The sequence below is a fragment of the Streptomyces sp. NPDC055966 genome (assembly GCF_042269865.1).
Lineage (GTDB): Bacteria > Actinomycetota > Actinomycetes > Streptomycetales > Streptomycetaceae > Streptomyces.
The window spans coordinates 1-14810 of record NZ_JBHJYK010000002.1 but is presented as its reverse complement, the minus strand read 5'-3'; the positions used below and the strand labels follow the sequence as shown (position 1 = coordinate 14810).

9 protein-coding genes and 1 pseudogene are annotated in these 14810 nt (G+C 73.1%); all 10 read left to right on the top strand.

All coding sequences use genetic code 11. The features are described from left to right. Positions 1-137: 137 nt before the first annotated feature. A complete protein-coding gene (locus ACFC8N_RS04455) occupies positions 138-1142 on the top strand; it encodes a sugar ABC transporter substrate-binding protein (RefSeq protein WP_376286304.1) in 1005 nt (334 codons plus the stop codon). Next, positions 1139-2167 carry an ABC transporter permease gene (locus ACFC8N_RS04450; protein ID WP_356025256.1) on the top strand — a complete coding sequence of 343 codons (1029 nt, stop codon included), beginning with the start codon at positions 1139-1141 and terminating at the stop codon, positions 2165-2167. The genes ACFC8N_RS04455 and ACFC8N_RS04450 overlap by 4 nt, the downstream gene beginning before the upstream one ends. A gap of 20 nt (positions 2168-2187) precedes the next feature. Continuing rightward, the gene (locus ACFC8N_RS04445; protein WP_376287085.1) at positions 2188-2991 is read left to right on the top strand and encodes an ATP-binding cassette domain-containing protein; all 804 of its coding nucleotides are present in this window, start codon (positions 2188-2190) and stop codon (positions 2989-2991) included. Positions 2992-3134: 143 nt separating this feature from the next. Beyond that, positions 3135-4280, top strand: a complete 1146-nt coding sequence (locus tag ACFC8N_RS04440; RefSeq protein WP_356025258.1) for an ROK family glucokinase — start codon at positions 3135-3137, stop codon at positions 4278-4280. Then, positions 4277-4858, top strand: coding sequence for a sugar kinase (locus tag ACFC8N_RS04435; protein WP_376286301.1), 582 nt, complete (start codon positions 4277-4279; stop codon positions 4856-4858). The genes ACFC8N_RS04440 and ACFC8N_RS04435 overlap by 4 nt, the downstream gene beginning before the upstream one ends. 137 nt (positions 4859-4995) lie before the next feature. Next, positions 4996-7848, top strand: a complete 2853-nt coding sequence (locus ACFC8N_RS04430) for an SNF2-related protein (protein ID WP_376286298.1) — start codon at positions 4996-4998, stop codon at positions 7846-7848. Then, complete coding sequence (locus tag ACFC8N_RS04425; protein ID WP_376286295.1) at positions 7845-10253, top strand: SWIM zinc finger family protein; 2409 nt, start codon at positions 7845-7847, stop codon at positions 10251-10253. Before ACFC8N_RS04430 ends, ACFC8N_RS04425 begins: the two co-directional genes overlap by 4 nt. Positions 10254-10506: 253 nt before the next feature. After that, positions 10507-11046, top strand: a complete 540-nt coding sequence (locus tag ACFC8N_RS04420) for a hypothetical protein (protein ID WP_376286292.1) — start codon at positions 10507-10509, stop codon at positions 11044-11046. A gap of 288 nt (positions 11047-11334) precedes the next feature. After that, a complete protein-coding gene (locus ACFC8N_RS04415) occupies positions 11335-13920 on the top strand; it encodes an MFS transporter (RefSeq protein WP_376286289.1) in 2586 nt (861 codons plus the stop codon). Between the two features lie 430 nt (positions 13921-14350). Then, positions 14351-14682, top strand: a pseudogene (locus tag ACFC8N_RS04410) (transposase); the annotation flags it as partial. Positions 14683-14810 lie beyond the last annotated feature (128 nt).

The window sequence follows — 14810 nt, the reverse complement described above, 5'->3', positions numbered from 1 at the left end:
GGACAATAGGTCCGCGGCCGCACCCCCTGCCCTGTCACGAGTGTTCATGGTGTTCGATACTGGATTATTTGGGGCCGCTGAGGACTGATCGTCGGCCCCTTCCGCACGTATGAACACGGCAAGAAGGGCACGGCCTCGTGGCACGGTTTCGGACCTGGGCAGTCATCGCACTGACGGGGGCAGTTTCGCTGTCCCTGGGGGCGTGCAGCAGCACCGGCGGCAAACGGGCCGAGGACGCCCGCAAGGCCGCGGCCGCCCAGGGCAGGGCGGCGGTGAACACCCCGCGCTGGACCTTCGCGATGATCACCCACTCCGGAGACGGCGACACCTTCTGGGACATCGTGCAGAACGGCGCCCGGCAGGCCGCCGTCAAGGACAACATCAACTTCCTGTACTCCCACGACGACCAGGCCCAGCAGCAGGCGCAGCTGGTGGACGCGGCCGTGGACAAGAAGGTCGACGGGATCATCGTCACCCTCGCCAAGCCGGACGCGATGAAGGCGGCCGTGGCCCGCGCCGAGAAGGCCGGCATCCCGGTGATCACGGTGAACTCCGGCTCCGAGGAGTCCAAGGCCTTCGGCGCCCTCACGCACATCGGCCAGGACGAGTCCGTCGCGGGCGAGGCCGTCGGCGACGAGCTGAACGCGCGCGGGAAGAAGAAGGCCCTGTGCGTGCTGCACGAGCAGGGCAACGTCGGCCACGAGCAGCGCTGCGACGGCGTGGCCAAGACCTTCCACGGCACGCTCCAGAAGCTCTACGTCAACGGCACGAACATGCCCGACGTGCAGTCCGCGATCGAGGCCAAGCTCCAGGCCGACACATCCATCGACTCGGTCGTCACCCTCGGCGCGCCGTACGCCGACACCGCCGTGAAGGCGAAGGGCGACGCGGGCAGCAAGGCCGAGATCGACACCTTCGACCTCAACGCCCAGGTCGCCGCCGAACTGAAGAACGGCACCCTCGGCTTCGCCGTGGACCAGCAGCCGTACCTCCAGGGCTACGAGGCGGTCGACCTGCTGTGGGCCTACAAGTACAACGGCGACGTCCTCGGCGGCGGCAGGCCCGTGCTGACCGGCCCGCAGATCGTCACCAAGGACCAGGCGTCCGCGCTGGCCGCGTACACCGAGCGGGGCACCCGATGAGCACCTCCGTCGATGAAAGGATTCTGCGGACGTCTCCGCTGAAGAAGCTCCTCGCCCGGCCGGAACTGGGCTCGGTCGTCGGCGCGCTCGCCGTCCTCGTCTTCTTCGCCGTCACCGCCGACGGCTTCCTCGACGCCGGCAGCCTCAGCACGGTCCTGTACGCCTCCTCGACCATCGGGATCATGGCCGTACCGGTGGCGCTGCTGATGATCGGCGGCGAGTTCGACCTGTCGGCCGGTGTCCTGGTGACGTCCTCGGCGCTGATCTCCTCGATGTTCAGCTACCAGATGACGGCCAACACCTGGGTCGGCGTCGGCGTGTCCCTCCTCGTGACGCTGGCCGTCGGCGCCTTCAACGGCTTCATGCTCACCCGCACCAAGCTGCCCAGCTTCATCGTCACGCTGGGCACCTTCCTGATGCTGACCGGCCTGAACCTCGGCTTCACCAAGCTGATCGACGGCACCGTGTCCACCAAGACCATCGGGGACATGGAGGGCTTCCCCGCCGCCCACGCCGTCTTCGCCTCGACGCTCACCATCGGCGGGGTCGACGTCAAGGTCACCATCCTGTGGTGGCTCGCCCTGGTGGCCGTGGCCTCCTGGATCCTGCTGCGCACCCGCGCCGGCAACTGGATCTTCGCCGTCGGCGGCAACCAGGACGCTGCCCGTGCGGTCGGCGTCCCGGTCACGGCGACCAAGATCGGCCTGTACATGGGCGTCGCGTTCGGCGCCTGGATCTCCGGCCAGCACCTGCTCTTCTCCTTCGACGCCGTCCAGTCCGGCGAGGGCGTCGGCAACGAGCTGATCTACATCATCGCGGCCGTCATCGGCGGCTGCCTGATCACCGGCGGCTACGGCAGCGCGATCGGCTCGGCCGTGGGCGCCCTCCTCTTCGGCATGACCAGCAAGGGCATCGTCTTCGCCGAGTGGAACCCGGACTGGTTCAAGTTCTTCCTCGGAGCGATGCTGCTCCTCGCGACCCTGCTCAACCACTGGGTCCGAGGGCGCGCGGAGGCGACGGCATGACCGACGACGTGACGGACGACATGAGCGGCGGCACGGCCGGGGACACCGGGCGCACGCCGCTGGTCGAGCTGACCGACGTGGCCAAGCAGTACGGCAACGTACGCGCGCTGGAGGGCGTCTCGCTGGAGGTCCACGCGGGCGAGATCACCTGCGTCCTCGGCGACAACGGCGCCGGCAAGTCGACCCTGATCAAGATGATCGCCGGCCTGCACGGCCACGACGCCGGAACCCTGCGCATCGAGGGCGAGGAGACCCGCCTGACCTCCCCGCGCGACGCCCTGGACCGGGGCATCGCCACGGTCTACCAGGACCTCGCCGTCGTCCCGCTGATGCCGGTCTGGCGCAACTTCTTCCTGGGCTCCGAGCCCCGCAAGGGCGCCGGCCCCTTCAAGCGCCTGGACACCGCCCTCATGCGCCGCACCACCCGCGAGGCCCTGCTCCGCATGGGCATCGACCTGCGCGACGTCGACCAGCCCATCGGCACCCTGTCCGGCGGCGAACGCCAGTGCGTGGCGATCGCCCGCGCGGTCCACTTCGGTGCGAAGGTCCTGGTCCTGGACGAACCGACGGCGGCACTGGGCGTGAAGCAGTCCGGTGTGGTCCTGAAATATGTGGCCGCGGCACGTGACGAGGGCCTGGGCGTCGTTCTGATCACCCACAACCCGCATCACGCGTACCTGGTGGGGGACAGGTTCGTCCTGCTGCGCCGGGGCACGATGGTGGGCAATCACACACGGGACGGGATATCGCTGGACGAGCTGACCCAGCAGATGGCGGGAGGCTCCGACCTGGACGCCCTGGTCCACGAACTGCGGCGAACCTGAGCGAGCCCACCGGGGCGCGGGGCCGCATCGATGTGCGGCTCCGCGGCCGGGCGCACCGAGCCACGACGCACCCGCGCCCGGCCACCCCCCCGCCCCCTTCCCGTACAGCACCCATACCTGCGGTGAGGCAGAATCGACGAACGATGAGCACCTATCGCGACCTCACCGCTCCCATCGGCTCCCGCCGAGCCCCCGTCCTGCGCACCGTGGGCACCAGGGAACGCCGCTCCCACCTGACCGCACCCCGGGTTCCCACGGTCGGCATCGACATCGGCGGCACCAAGGTCATGGCGGGCGTCGTGGACGCCGACGGCAACATCCTGGAGAAGCTCCGCACGGAGACCCCGGACAAGTCCAAGAGCCCCAAGGTCGTCGAGGACACCATCGTCGAACTGGTCCTGGACCTGTCCGACCGGCACGACGTGCACGCGGTCGGCATCGGCGCCGCCGGCTGGGTCGACGCCGACCGCAACCGCGTCCTGTTCGCCCCGCACCTGTCCTGGCGCAACGAGCCCCTGCGCGACCGCCTGAGCGGCCGGCTCTCCGTGCCGGTCCTGGTCGACAACGACGCCAACACCGCCGCCTGGGCGGAGTGGCGCTTCGGCGCCGGGCGCGGCGAGGACCACCTCGTCATGATCACGCTCGGCACCGGCATCGGCGGCGCCATCCTGGAGGACGGCCAGGTCAAGCGGGGCAAGTTCGGCGTCGCGGGCGAGTTCGGCCATATGCAGGTCGTGCCCGGCGGCCACCGCTGCCCGTGCGGCAACCGCGGCTGCTGGGAGCAGTACAGCTCCGGCAACGCCCTCGTCCGCGAGGCCCGGGAGCTGGCCGCCGCCGACTCCCCGGTGGCGTACGGGATCATCGAGCGCGTCAAGGGCAACATCGGCGACATCACCGGCCCGCTGATCACCGAGCTGGCCCGCGAGGGCGACGCGATGTGCATCGAGCTGCTCCAGGACATCGGCCAGTGGCTCGGCGTCGGCATCGCCAACCTCGCCGCCGCCCTCGACCCCTCCTGCTTCGTGATCGGCGGCGGTGTCTCGGCCGCCGACGACCTGCTCATCGGCCCGGCCCGGGACGCCTTCAAGCGCCACCTCACCGGCCGCGGCTACCGCCCCGAGGCCCGCATCACCCGCGCCCAGCTCGGCCCCGAGGCCGGCATGGTCGGAGCAGCCGACCTCGCCCGGCTCGTCGCCCGCCGGTTCCGCCGCGCCAAGCGCCGCCGCGTGGAGCGCTACGAGCGGTACGAGCGCTATACCCAGGCCCGTCGCGACCGGGACACCGCATGACCGCGGCACTGCCCCGACAGGCGGTCCCGCCGGACGAGCCGCGCCGCCCCGCCGAGAACCCCGGGCACAAGGCCAGACGGCGCGCACTCACCCTGCTCATCATCGGCCTGCTGATCGGCATCCCGGCCGGCTATCTGGTGATCTCCGCCAACCAGAGCCGCAACAGCGGCAAGGACAAGGAGGCGAAGTACGCGGCGACCGGCCTCACCCCCGGCCTGCCGTCGAGGGTGCAGAGCCGCCTCTACCAGGTGACGGCTCCGCACCCGGCCGACTCCCCCGCCTCCTACGAGACGAACAACTGGAAGACCAGCCGCCTCTACGTGCAGTTCCGCACCAACGACGCCGGCCTCGACGCCTTCCTGGAGTCCATGGGCACGCGCCGGGCCGAGCTGAGGAAGGGCGACATCGCCATCGGTGCCCGCGACCAGAAGGTCAGCGGCTGGCGCTTCACCGGCACCGGCCCCTGGTGGGGCCTCACCCACGCGCAGAAGAACCCGGCCCCCACCCAGGACGTGGTCGTGAACATGTACGACCCGAAGAACCCGGTGGTGTACGTCGTCTCGCGCACGGTGCCGTAGCGCCGGGCCCCGGCCGGTGCCGACCGGTGTCCGGGGCCCGTTGTCAGAGCCCGCCCGTAGAGTCGAAGGCGTCCGACGACGTCCGATGACGTCCGACGACGTCTGATCCGGTACGCGGGCGGGAGGTGGCAGGACATATGAGCACGGGCACGGGTACGGCTGTGGAGGCGGGACGCACGGACGGTTCCGGGCGGGCCGAGGACCTGGTCCCGGTGCGCCTGGCGTCGGTCTATCTGCCCGCGCCCCTGCCGCGCCAGGGCCGCATCGCCTTCTGGGACCCCGACGGCGACCCCCTGCCCGGCCCGGGCGACGTCGAGGAGCTCACCGTCGTACGACGGCACGGTGCCGGTGTGCGCCGCCGGCAGGTCCCCGCGCTGACCCTCCCGCTCGCCGAGGCCCTGCCGCTGCTGGTACGGGCCCGCCGGGACCCGGCCGCCCACCCGGCGACGGCCTGCTGGGGCGCCGCCGCGCTGCACGCGCTGCGGCTGGTCGCCCGCGGCCGGCTGCTGCCGGGCCTGACCGCCGGCGGCCACGACGCCTGGCGGGCCGGCCCGCTGGAGCCCGACGACATCGCCCATCTGCGCGCGGTGGCCGCGGCCCTGCCCCCGGAGGGCCACGCCGTGCCGCTCACCGGCACCGGCCCGCTGCGGCTGCCCGAGCCCGAGGCCCTCGTCCGCTCCTTCCTGGACGCGGTCGCCGACACCCTGCCGCGCACCCCGGCCGCCCCGCACACCGCCGGCCGGCCCTTCGCCGCCCGCGAACCCGTGGCCCTGCCCCACGCTCACGCCTGGGCGGCCGAGGTCGCCGCCGGCATGGACGCGGGGGTACGGATCTCGCTGCGCCTGGACCTGTCCGCGTACGACGTCTTCGACGCCGGCGCCAGTACCGGCGCGCGGGCCGCCGGAGCGGCGATCGTGCAGGTCCACAGCCTCGCCGACCCCACCCTGGTGGCCGACGCGGCGGCCCTGTGGGCGGGGGAGGCCGACGCGGCCTTCGGCCCCCGCGCGCGCGTGGACGCCGCCCTCGCGCTGCGGCGCGCGGCCCGCGTGTGGGCGCCCCTGGACCGGTTCGCCGAGCAGGACGTGCCCGACGTGCTCGCCCTGTCCGAGGAGGAACTGGGCGAGCTGCTGGGCGTCGCCGCCTCCCGGCTGGCCGCCGCCGGGGTCGCCGTGCACTGGCCCCGGGACCTCGCCCGCGACCTCACGGCCGCCGCCGAGGTCCGCCCGGCACCCGGCTCGGCGACCGACGGCACCGGCTTCTTCGAGAGCGAGGACCTCCTCCGGTTCCGCTGGCAGCTGGCGCTCGGCGGCGACCCGCTCAGCGAGGCCGAGATGGACGCCCTCGCCGAGGCCCACCGCCCCGTCGTGCGCCTGCGCGACCGCTGGGTCCTGGTCGACCCGGCACTGGTCCGCAAGGCCCGCAAGCGCGAACTGGGCCTGCTCGACCCGGTCGACGCCCTGTCCGTGGCGCTCACCGGAACCGCCGAGGTCGACGGCGAGACCGTCGAAGCCGTGCCGACCGGCGCCCTGGCGGCCCTCCGCGACCGTCTCACGGCGGGCCTCCACCCCGCCGACCCCCCTCCGGGGCTCGCCGCCACCCTCCGCGACTACCAACTGCGCGGCCTGGCCTGGCTCGACCTCATGACCTCCCTCGGCCTCGGCGGCTGCCTCGCCGACGACATGGGCCTCGGCAAGACCGTCACCCTCATCGCCCTGCACCTGAAGCGGGCCCGCACCGAGCCGACCCTCGTCGTCTGCCCGGCCTCCCTGCTCGGCAACTGGCAGCGGGAGATCACCCGGTTCGCCCCCGGCGTGCCCGTCCGCCGCTTCCACGGCCAGGACCGCACCCTGGACGGCCTGACGGGCGGCTTCCTCCTCACCACGTACGGCACGATGCGCTCGGCGGCCGAGCAGCTCGCCGACCACCCCTGGGGCATGGTCGTCGCCGACGAGGCCCAGCACGTGAAGAACCCCTACTCGGCCACGGCCAAGGCGCTGCGCACGATCCCGGCCCCCGCGCGCGTGGCCCTCACCGGCACCCCGGTGGAGAACAACCTCTCCGAACTGTGGGCCCTGCTCGACTGGACCACCCCCGGCCTCCTCGGCCCCCTGAAGTCCTTCCGCGCCCGCCACGCCCGCGCGGTGGAGAACGGCGAGGACCAGGAGGCCGTGGACCGCCTCGCCCGTCTGGTCCGCCCCTTCCTGCTGCGCCGCAAGAAGTCCGACCCGGGCATCGTCCCCGAGCTGCCGCCCAAGACCGAGACGGACCACCCGGTGCCCCTCACCCGCGAGCAGGCCGCGCTCTACGAGGCGGTGGTGCGCGAGTCGCTGCTCGCCATCGAGACCGCCGAGGGCATCGCCCGCAGGGGCCTGGTCCTGAAGCTGCTGGGCGCCCTGAAGCAGATCTGCGACCACCCCGCGCTCTACCTGAAAGAGGAGGCGGGCGGGGGTCGCCTGGCGCACCGCTCCGGCAAACTCGCCCTGCTGGACGAGCTGTTGGACACCCTGCTCGCCGAGGACGGCTCGGCGCTGGTCTTCACCCAGTACGTCGGCATGGCCCGCCTCATCACCGCGCACCTGTCCGCCCGCGCGATCCCGGTGGACCTGCTGCACGGCGGCACCCCGGTCCCGGAACGCGAGCGCATGGTCGACCGCTTCCAAGCCGGCGAGACCCCGGTCCTGGTGCTGTCCCTGAAGGCGGCGGGCACCGGCCTGAACCTCACCCGCGCGGGCCATGTCGTCCACTTCGACCGCTGGTGGAACCCGGCGGTGGAGGAGCAGGCCACCGACCGCGCCTACCGGATCGGCCAGACCCAGCCCGTCCAGGTCCACCGCCTGGTCACCGAGGGCACGGTCGAGGACCGCATCGCCGAGATGCTCAGCGCCAAGCGTGCCCTCGCCGACGCCGTCCTGGGCTCCGGCGAGGCGGCCCTGACCGAGCTGACCGACCGCGAACTGTCCGACCTCGTCTCCCTCCGGAGGACCCCATGAGCCTCCCCCCGGAGGACCCCACCACCTCCCCCGCCCCCCGCCCCGCCGACGCGGCCCGCCAGGCCCTGCGGGCAGCCCGGCAACGGGCCGACGCCGAGCGCGGGCAGGCACGGGACGGGGAGGAGCCGACCCCCGCCGGCGCGGCCGTTCGTGAGCCGGGGCCGGCTCGGCAGGGGGCCGGGGCCGGGTGCGAGCAGGTACGGGAGGGGGACGAGGAGACTCCTGCCGGCCTGGCCCACCGCGTGCTCAAGGAGGCACGGAAACGGTCGCAGGCAGGGCGGGCGCCACAGTCCGCGACGGCGGGGGAGGACTCCGCCGGCGTCACGGGGGCACCGGTGGGGCAGGACGGCGGTGAGTCGTGGCCGGAGGATGCGGCCGCCCCTCGCCCGGCCACGGCTCCGGCCGACGCCACTACTTCGGTCCGGGACGAGAGCCCCGTGTCCCGGGCCCGTCCTGTCTCCCCCGCCGGAGGTCGGCCCGCCGACATCGCCAGGGAAGCGCTGCGAGCCGGGGCACCGGTGGGACAGGGCGGCGGTGAACCGTGGCCGGAGGATGCGGCCGCCCCTCGCCCGGCCACGGCTCCGGCCGACGCCATCACCCCGGTCCGGGACGAGAGCCCCGTGTCCCGGGCCCGTCCCGTCACCCCCGCCGGAGCTCGGCCCGGCGACATTGCCAGGGAAGCGCTGCGAGCCGCCCGGCGGGAGGCAGTCCGGGCCGAGGCCGAGGCGGACGCGGAGGCGGCGGAACGACGTGCCGCGCGGGGCGGGCGGACGGCGCAGCCCCGTACCCGACGCGGGGCGCCCGCGCCCGGCCGCTCCGTCGCGTCGGCGTCCCGCGCCGCGTCCGGGCCGGATTCCCGGGCGACCCGGATCAAGGCCACCCAGGACATGCGGCACTACCCGGCCAACGCCTTCCGGATGCCGACCTGGTCCGACACCCCGGACGAGGAGCCCCGGCCCTCGGACCCCAGCGCCGACGCCGGACACCCCGCCCACCCGGAGCCACCGTCCACTGCCTCCACGCCCACCGCCGAGTCCCGCCCGGACCGCTCGCCGACCGCCCCCGTGCCCACGGCCGACGATTCCCACCAGTCACCCCCCGATGCTGCCCCCGCGCACCCGTACCTGCCCGCCACCATGGCCACCCCCCACCGGGACACCGAACTGCGGCGCACGTTCCCGGCGTTCGCGGTGCGCGCGGCGGCCGAGGAGGGTGTGCGGTTCGCCGGGACCTGGTGGGGCAACGCGTGGGCCGACGCGCTGGAGCAGGGGGCGCTGGACGCCAAGCGGCTGGCGCGGGGGCGGGGTTATGCCGACCAGGGGCACGTCGACGCGATCACCGTGACACCGGGGCTCGTGCTGGCGTACGTACGCGGGAGCCGGCCGCGGCCGTACCGCGTGCAGGTGCGGCTCCGCACGCTGGAGGACCAGGACTGGGAGCGCTTCCTGGACGCGGCCGCCGACCGGCCCGGGCACATCGCCGCGCTGCTCGACAAGGAGCTGCCCCAGTCCCTCGCCGACTGCGGTGTGCCGCTGCTGCCCGGGCCCGGCGACCTCGCCCCGCAGTGCAGCTGTCCCGACTCCGGCCACCCCTGCAAGCACGCCGCCGCGCTCTGCTACCAGACGGCCCGGCTCCTCGACGCCGACCCGTTCGTGCTGCTCCTGCTGCGCGGCCGGGGCGAGAAGGACCTGCTCGACGCGCTGTCCCGGCGCAGCGCGGCCCGCGCGGCCCGCGCCGCCCAGGAGCGGCAGGCCGACTCCCTGCCCGGCGTGCGCGCCACCGACGCCCTCGCGCCCCGCCGACTGCCGCCGCTGCCCCCGCCGTTGCCGGTGCCGCCGCATTCCGGGCAGCCACCGGTCTATCCCGCGGCCCCCGGCGGCCCGGACCCCTTCGCCCTGGACCAGCTTGCGACCGACGCCGCCGCCCGCGCGCACGCGCTGCTCGACACCGGCCGCGACCCGGTGGGGGAGCTGACCCTGTGGCAGGACGCGGTGCGCCTCGCCGCCGCCCGCCCGGGCTCCGGCCTCACCGCCGCCACCCGCACGCTGTACGCCACGCTCGCCACGGCCGTCGGCCGCACCCCGTCCGACCTCGCGCGGGCCGTCGCCGCCTGGCGGCAGGGCGCGTCCGCCGGGCTGGCCGCCCTGGAGGAGCCGTGGGATCCGCCGGCCGGCCGCTTCGACCGGGCCCGCCCGCTGCTGCTCGCCGCCGACCTCCCGGCGTTCCGCCCCTGGCGCAACCGCCTCACCCACCCGCACGGCCACGCCCAGCTCCGCCTCGGCCGCGACGGCCTGTGGTACGCCTACGAGTCCGAGCCCGGCCGCGACGACTGGTGGCCCCGCGGCACCCCGGACCTCGACCCGGTGGGCGCCCTGACCGGCCTCGGCACCCCGGACGACCTGTAGTCCGAGGCCGCACAGGGCCGGCTCGGCGCCCCCGCCCGCCCGCATCGCCCGCGGCACGTGTGCAGAGCGCCGCAGGAACTGTGGGGGTCCGGTGTGGTGGGCCGGGGTGGTGCGTGGGGGACCACAGGGCCGGTGGCATCATGACCGGCCGGATCGGCATCGGGCAGGCGGGGGAGACGTGACACCGGTGAGGGCGGGAAGAGTTCGGGCGGGGACCCGGAGCGAGCCGAGGACCAGGCTGGGCCGGATCGGGATGGTGCTGTTCGGGGTGTTCGCCGGGGTGCTGTTCAGCGGCCTCGGTATCGGCGGCGCCGTGGGTCTCGCCGACGGCATGAAGTACTCCACGCGGATGTCCGGCACGCCGGGGCTGCTGCGGATCGAATACTGCGAGACCTCCGGCACCGGCAAGCAGCGGCACACCGACTGCTACGGCGTCTTCCGCTCCGACGATCATCGGGTCACGGACCCGTACGCCTCCATCGGCGAGTCGTTCAAGGGGGAGACGGTCCTTCCGGTCCAGCGGGACGCGAGCGGCCATTGCTACCTTGTCGGAGTCGCCCCGACGGCCGGGCGGCTGGCCGGGATCTGTGTCGCCGTGGTGGCAGGCGTCGGCGGCCTGACCCTGCTGTGCGGCGCGTTCTCCACCGCGATGCCCCGGCTGGGCGGGCGGATCGGCGCGGCGTTGTGGTCCCCCGGGGCCGGCCGGCTGCTGAGAGGGCTGATGCGGGCATGCGGCATCGGTTTCGCCCTCTTCGGCGTGGTCGGCGTGATCGGATGGCTGGCCATGCCCTGACGCGCGGACATCCGATGACCGGACGGTCGTTGATCGCACATACGGGTGATCGGACCTATGTGATAGAGCCTGGCCCGGCCAGGATCTACACTCAGTTGGTAGCCGCAAGCAACGGTACGTGAGTGATGATCGGCACGGGCCGTCGGAAGGCCGTGAGTGAGCCGAGCGCTCGCACGTCGATCGGGGATCGGTGCAGCGCCCCCACGGCGACCCGGCGGACCACAGGAACACGAGCCTCGGAGCCGGGAAGAGCCCGGGGGGCGAGGCGAGGCAAGGAGATTCGTACGCATGACCATGTCAGCGTCCCCGGCCCGCGGGGGAACCGCAGAGATATCCGCGTCACCACCGGCCGGCAGAATGACGCACCGGCAGATCATGACGATCCTCAGCGGCCTGATGCTGGGGATGTTCCTCGCGGCGCTCGACCAGACCATCGTCAGCACCTCGATCCGCACGATCGCCGACGATCTGCACGGGCTCAGCTCGCAGGCGTGGGTCACGACCGCGTATCTGATCACCTCCACCATCAGTACGCCGCTGTACGGCAAGCTGTCCGACATCTACGGCCGCAAACCGTTCTTCCTCGCGGCCATCTCGATCTTCATCGTCGGCTCGGCGGCCTGTTCGTTCGCCACCTCGATGACGGAGCTGGCGGCCTTCCGGGCCTTCCAGGGCATCGGCGCGGGCGGCCTGATGGCGCTGGCGCTGGCGATCATCGGTGACATCGTCCCGCCCCGCGAGCGGGCCCGCTACCAGGGCTACATGCTCGCGGTGTTCGGCTCCTCCAGTGTGCTCGGCCCGCTGATCGGCGGATTCCTCGCGGGCCGCGGCAGCATCCTCGCCATCACGGGCTGGCGCTGGGTCTTCCTGGTCAACGTGCCGGTCGGCATCATCGCGCTGTTCGTCGTCGCCAAGGTGCTGAACCTCCCGCACACCCGCCGCGAGCACCGCATCGACTGGTGGGGCGCGCTCACCATCGCCATCGGTGTCGTACCGCTGCTGCTCGTCGCCGAGCAGGGCCAGGACTGGGGCTGGGGCTCCACCAAGTCCCTCGTCTGCTACGGCGTCGGCGCGGTCGGCCTGATCGTGTGGGTCCTGGTCGAACGGGCGATGGGCGAGGAGGCCCTGATCCCGATGCGGCTGTTCCGCAGTGCCGTGTTCAGCAAGATGAGCCTGCTGTCCGTGCTCGTCGGCATGGGCATGTTCGGCGGCATGATGATGGTCCCGCTCTACCTCCAGATCGTGAAGGGGGTCAGCCCCACCAAGTCCGGCCTGCTGATGCTGCCGCTGATGGTCGGCATGATCGCCGGCACCATCGTGGTCGGCCGCATCATCCAGCAGACCGGCAAGTACAAGATCTTCCCCGTGATCGGCACCCTGCTGATCATCGCCGCGCTGCTGCTGTTCCACTACCGGGTGGAGTGGAACACCGCCCTGCCCGAGACCATGGCCTACATGGCGCTGTTCGGCATCGGTCTCGCCGGCTGCATGCAGATCCTGACCCTGGCCGTGCAGAACGCCGTCGAGCCCAAGGACATGGGCGTGGCGACCGCGTCGGCCACCTTCTTCCGGCAGATGGGCGGCACCGCCGGTACCGCGATCTTCCTCTCCGTGCTGTTCAGCACCGTCGGCGACAAGATCGGATCCGCCTTCCGGTCCGCCGCGCGGACGCCCGCGTTCCAGGCCGCGCTGCACGACCCGGCCGTCCGCGCCAACCCGGCCAACGCGCCCGTGCTGGACATGCTCAAGCACCCCGCGGCGAGCGGCAGCAGCGGTTCGGGCGTGCTGAACGACTCCTCGTTCATCCAGCGGCTCGACCCGCGCCTGGCCGAGCCGTTCAAGGTCGGCTTCACCAGCTCGATGCAGCTCGTGTTCCTCATCGCCGCCGGCGTGATGGTCCTGGGCTTCCTGGTCGCCGTGTGGACCAAGGAGGTCCCGCTGCGCAAGGTCTCCGGACTGGAGGCGCAGGCCGCCGAGGAGAACGGTGCCCCGGCCGCCGAGCAGGCTGTCGAGCAGACCGCCGCGCCGGTCGCCGCCGAGCCCGTCGCCGACGAGACCGCCGCCGCGTCGCCCGCCGACCGGTTCGCGCCCGTGCCGGGCGGCCCGTCGTACGCCGTCCGCGGCCATGTGCTCGACGGCGCCAACGCGCCGGTGGCGCAGGCCGTGATCACCGTGATCGACGTCGACGGACGGCAGCTCGGCCGTGCCGTCACCGGTCCCGACGGCGGCTACGCGGTGTCCGTCACCGGCCCCGGCACCTATGTGCTGATCGCCGCCGCCGGTTCCCGCCAGCCGCAGGCCGTCACCGTGCTCGTCGGCGACGAGCCGGTCGTCTGCGACCTCGCGCTCAGCGGCACCGTCGCCCTGTCCGGGGTCGTCCGCGACGCCGTCGACGCCCGCCCGGTGCCCTCGGCGCTGCTGGTCGCCACCGACGTACGCGGCGAGGTCGTGTCCTCCGGGACCACGGCCGAGGACGGCTCCTTCACGCTCGCCGAACTGGTCCCCGGCAGCTACACGCTGGTCGTGAACGCGCCCGGACACCGCCCGGCCGCGCTTCCCGTCGAGGTCACCGCGGGCGCCGGGGAGGTCCACGAGATCCGCCTGGAGGCGAGCGCCCGGCTGGGCGGCGTCGTCAGCACCCCCGCCGGAACGCCGCTCGACGACGCCAAGGTCACCCTGCTGGACTCGGCCGGGAACGTGGTCGGCACCGCGGTCACCGGCACCGACGGGGCCTACGGGTTCACCGACCTGGACGGCGGCGAGTACACCGTCGTCGCCAGCGGCTACGCCCCGGTCGCCACGTCCGTACGCCTGGACGGCAGCGGTGTGACCGACTTCGACCTGGAGCTGTCCCACCAGGACGAGGCCCGGTAGCGGCCGACGGCCACGCACAGCGGGAGGGCCGGCCGTGCGACCGACGAGGTCGCCCGCCCGGCCCTCCCGTCTGCGCAGGTGGAGGATCTTCGCGCAGTCCTCACAACCGGGGACGCCGTGTACGGGGCTCGGACCCAGGCGCGTAGGAAATGGTCAGATGTGAGACCGTGCAGGGCGTGAGTGAGACGGGGCTTCCAGAGATCATTTGCGGGACAGCTTAGGCGGTGTCACCCGTCCCAGATTCGTACATCGCAGGGAAGAGGCCCGTCTGCGTGGGCTCGGCATCAACCCTTGGCCGGACGCTTGAACCTCACCCGCAACCAGGCGCAGCCTCGTTCCCAGGAAGCGGGCGCACGGCTGGTGTCTGGCGCTTCACCGGCCAACTGCCAGGCTTGCTCGCGCACTTCGGTGCGGGCGCCGGGCGGGGCTCAAAAGCGGTCCCAGCCCGGTCGACCGCGCACGGTCGGGCAGCAAGCACCACATCCTCACCGACGGACAGGGCATCCCGCTCGCGGTGTCGCTGACAGGCAGCAACCGCAACGACGTCACCCAGCTGCTGCCGCCGCTGGACAAGGTGCCGGCCGTGCCGGTGTCGTCGGCCGGCCCAGAGGCTGGCCTGACATGCTGTTCGCAGCCCGCGGCTACGACCACGACAAGTACCGACGACCGCGCTGGCAGCGGGGTATCCGTCCCGTCATCGCCGAACGCGGCCGACAGCACGGCACGGGCCTGGGCACCTTCCGCGGGGTCGTCGAGCGGACCATGTGCGCCACGAGGCGCTCTGTTTGTATCCCCGGTTCAGCCGGGAGGAACTCGGAAGGAGGTTCCTGGGCCCGATGACTTACCTGGATCCGAAAGGCGAAGGGGACAAAAGCATGTCAGAAAACCAG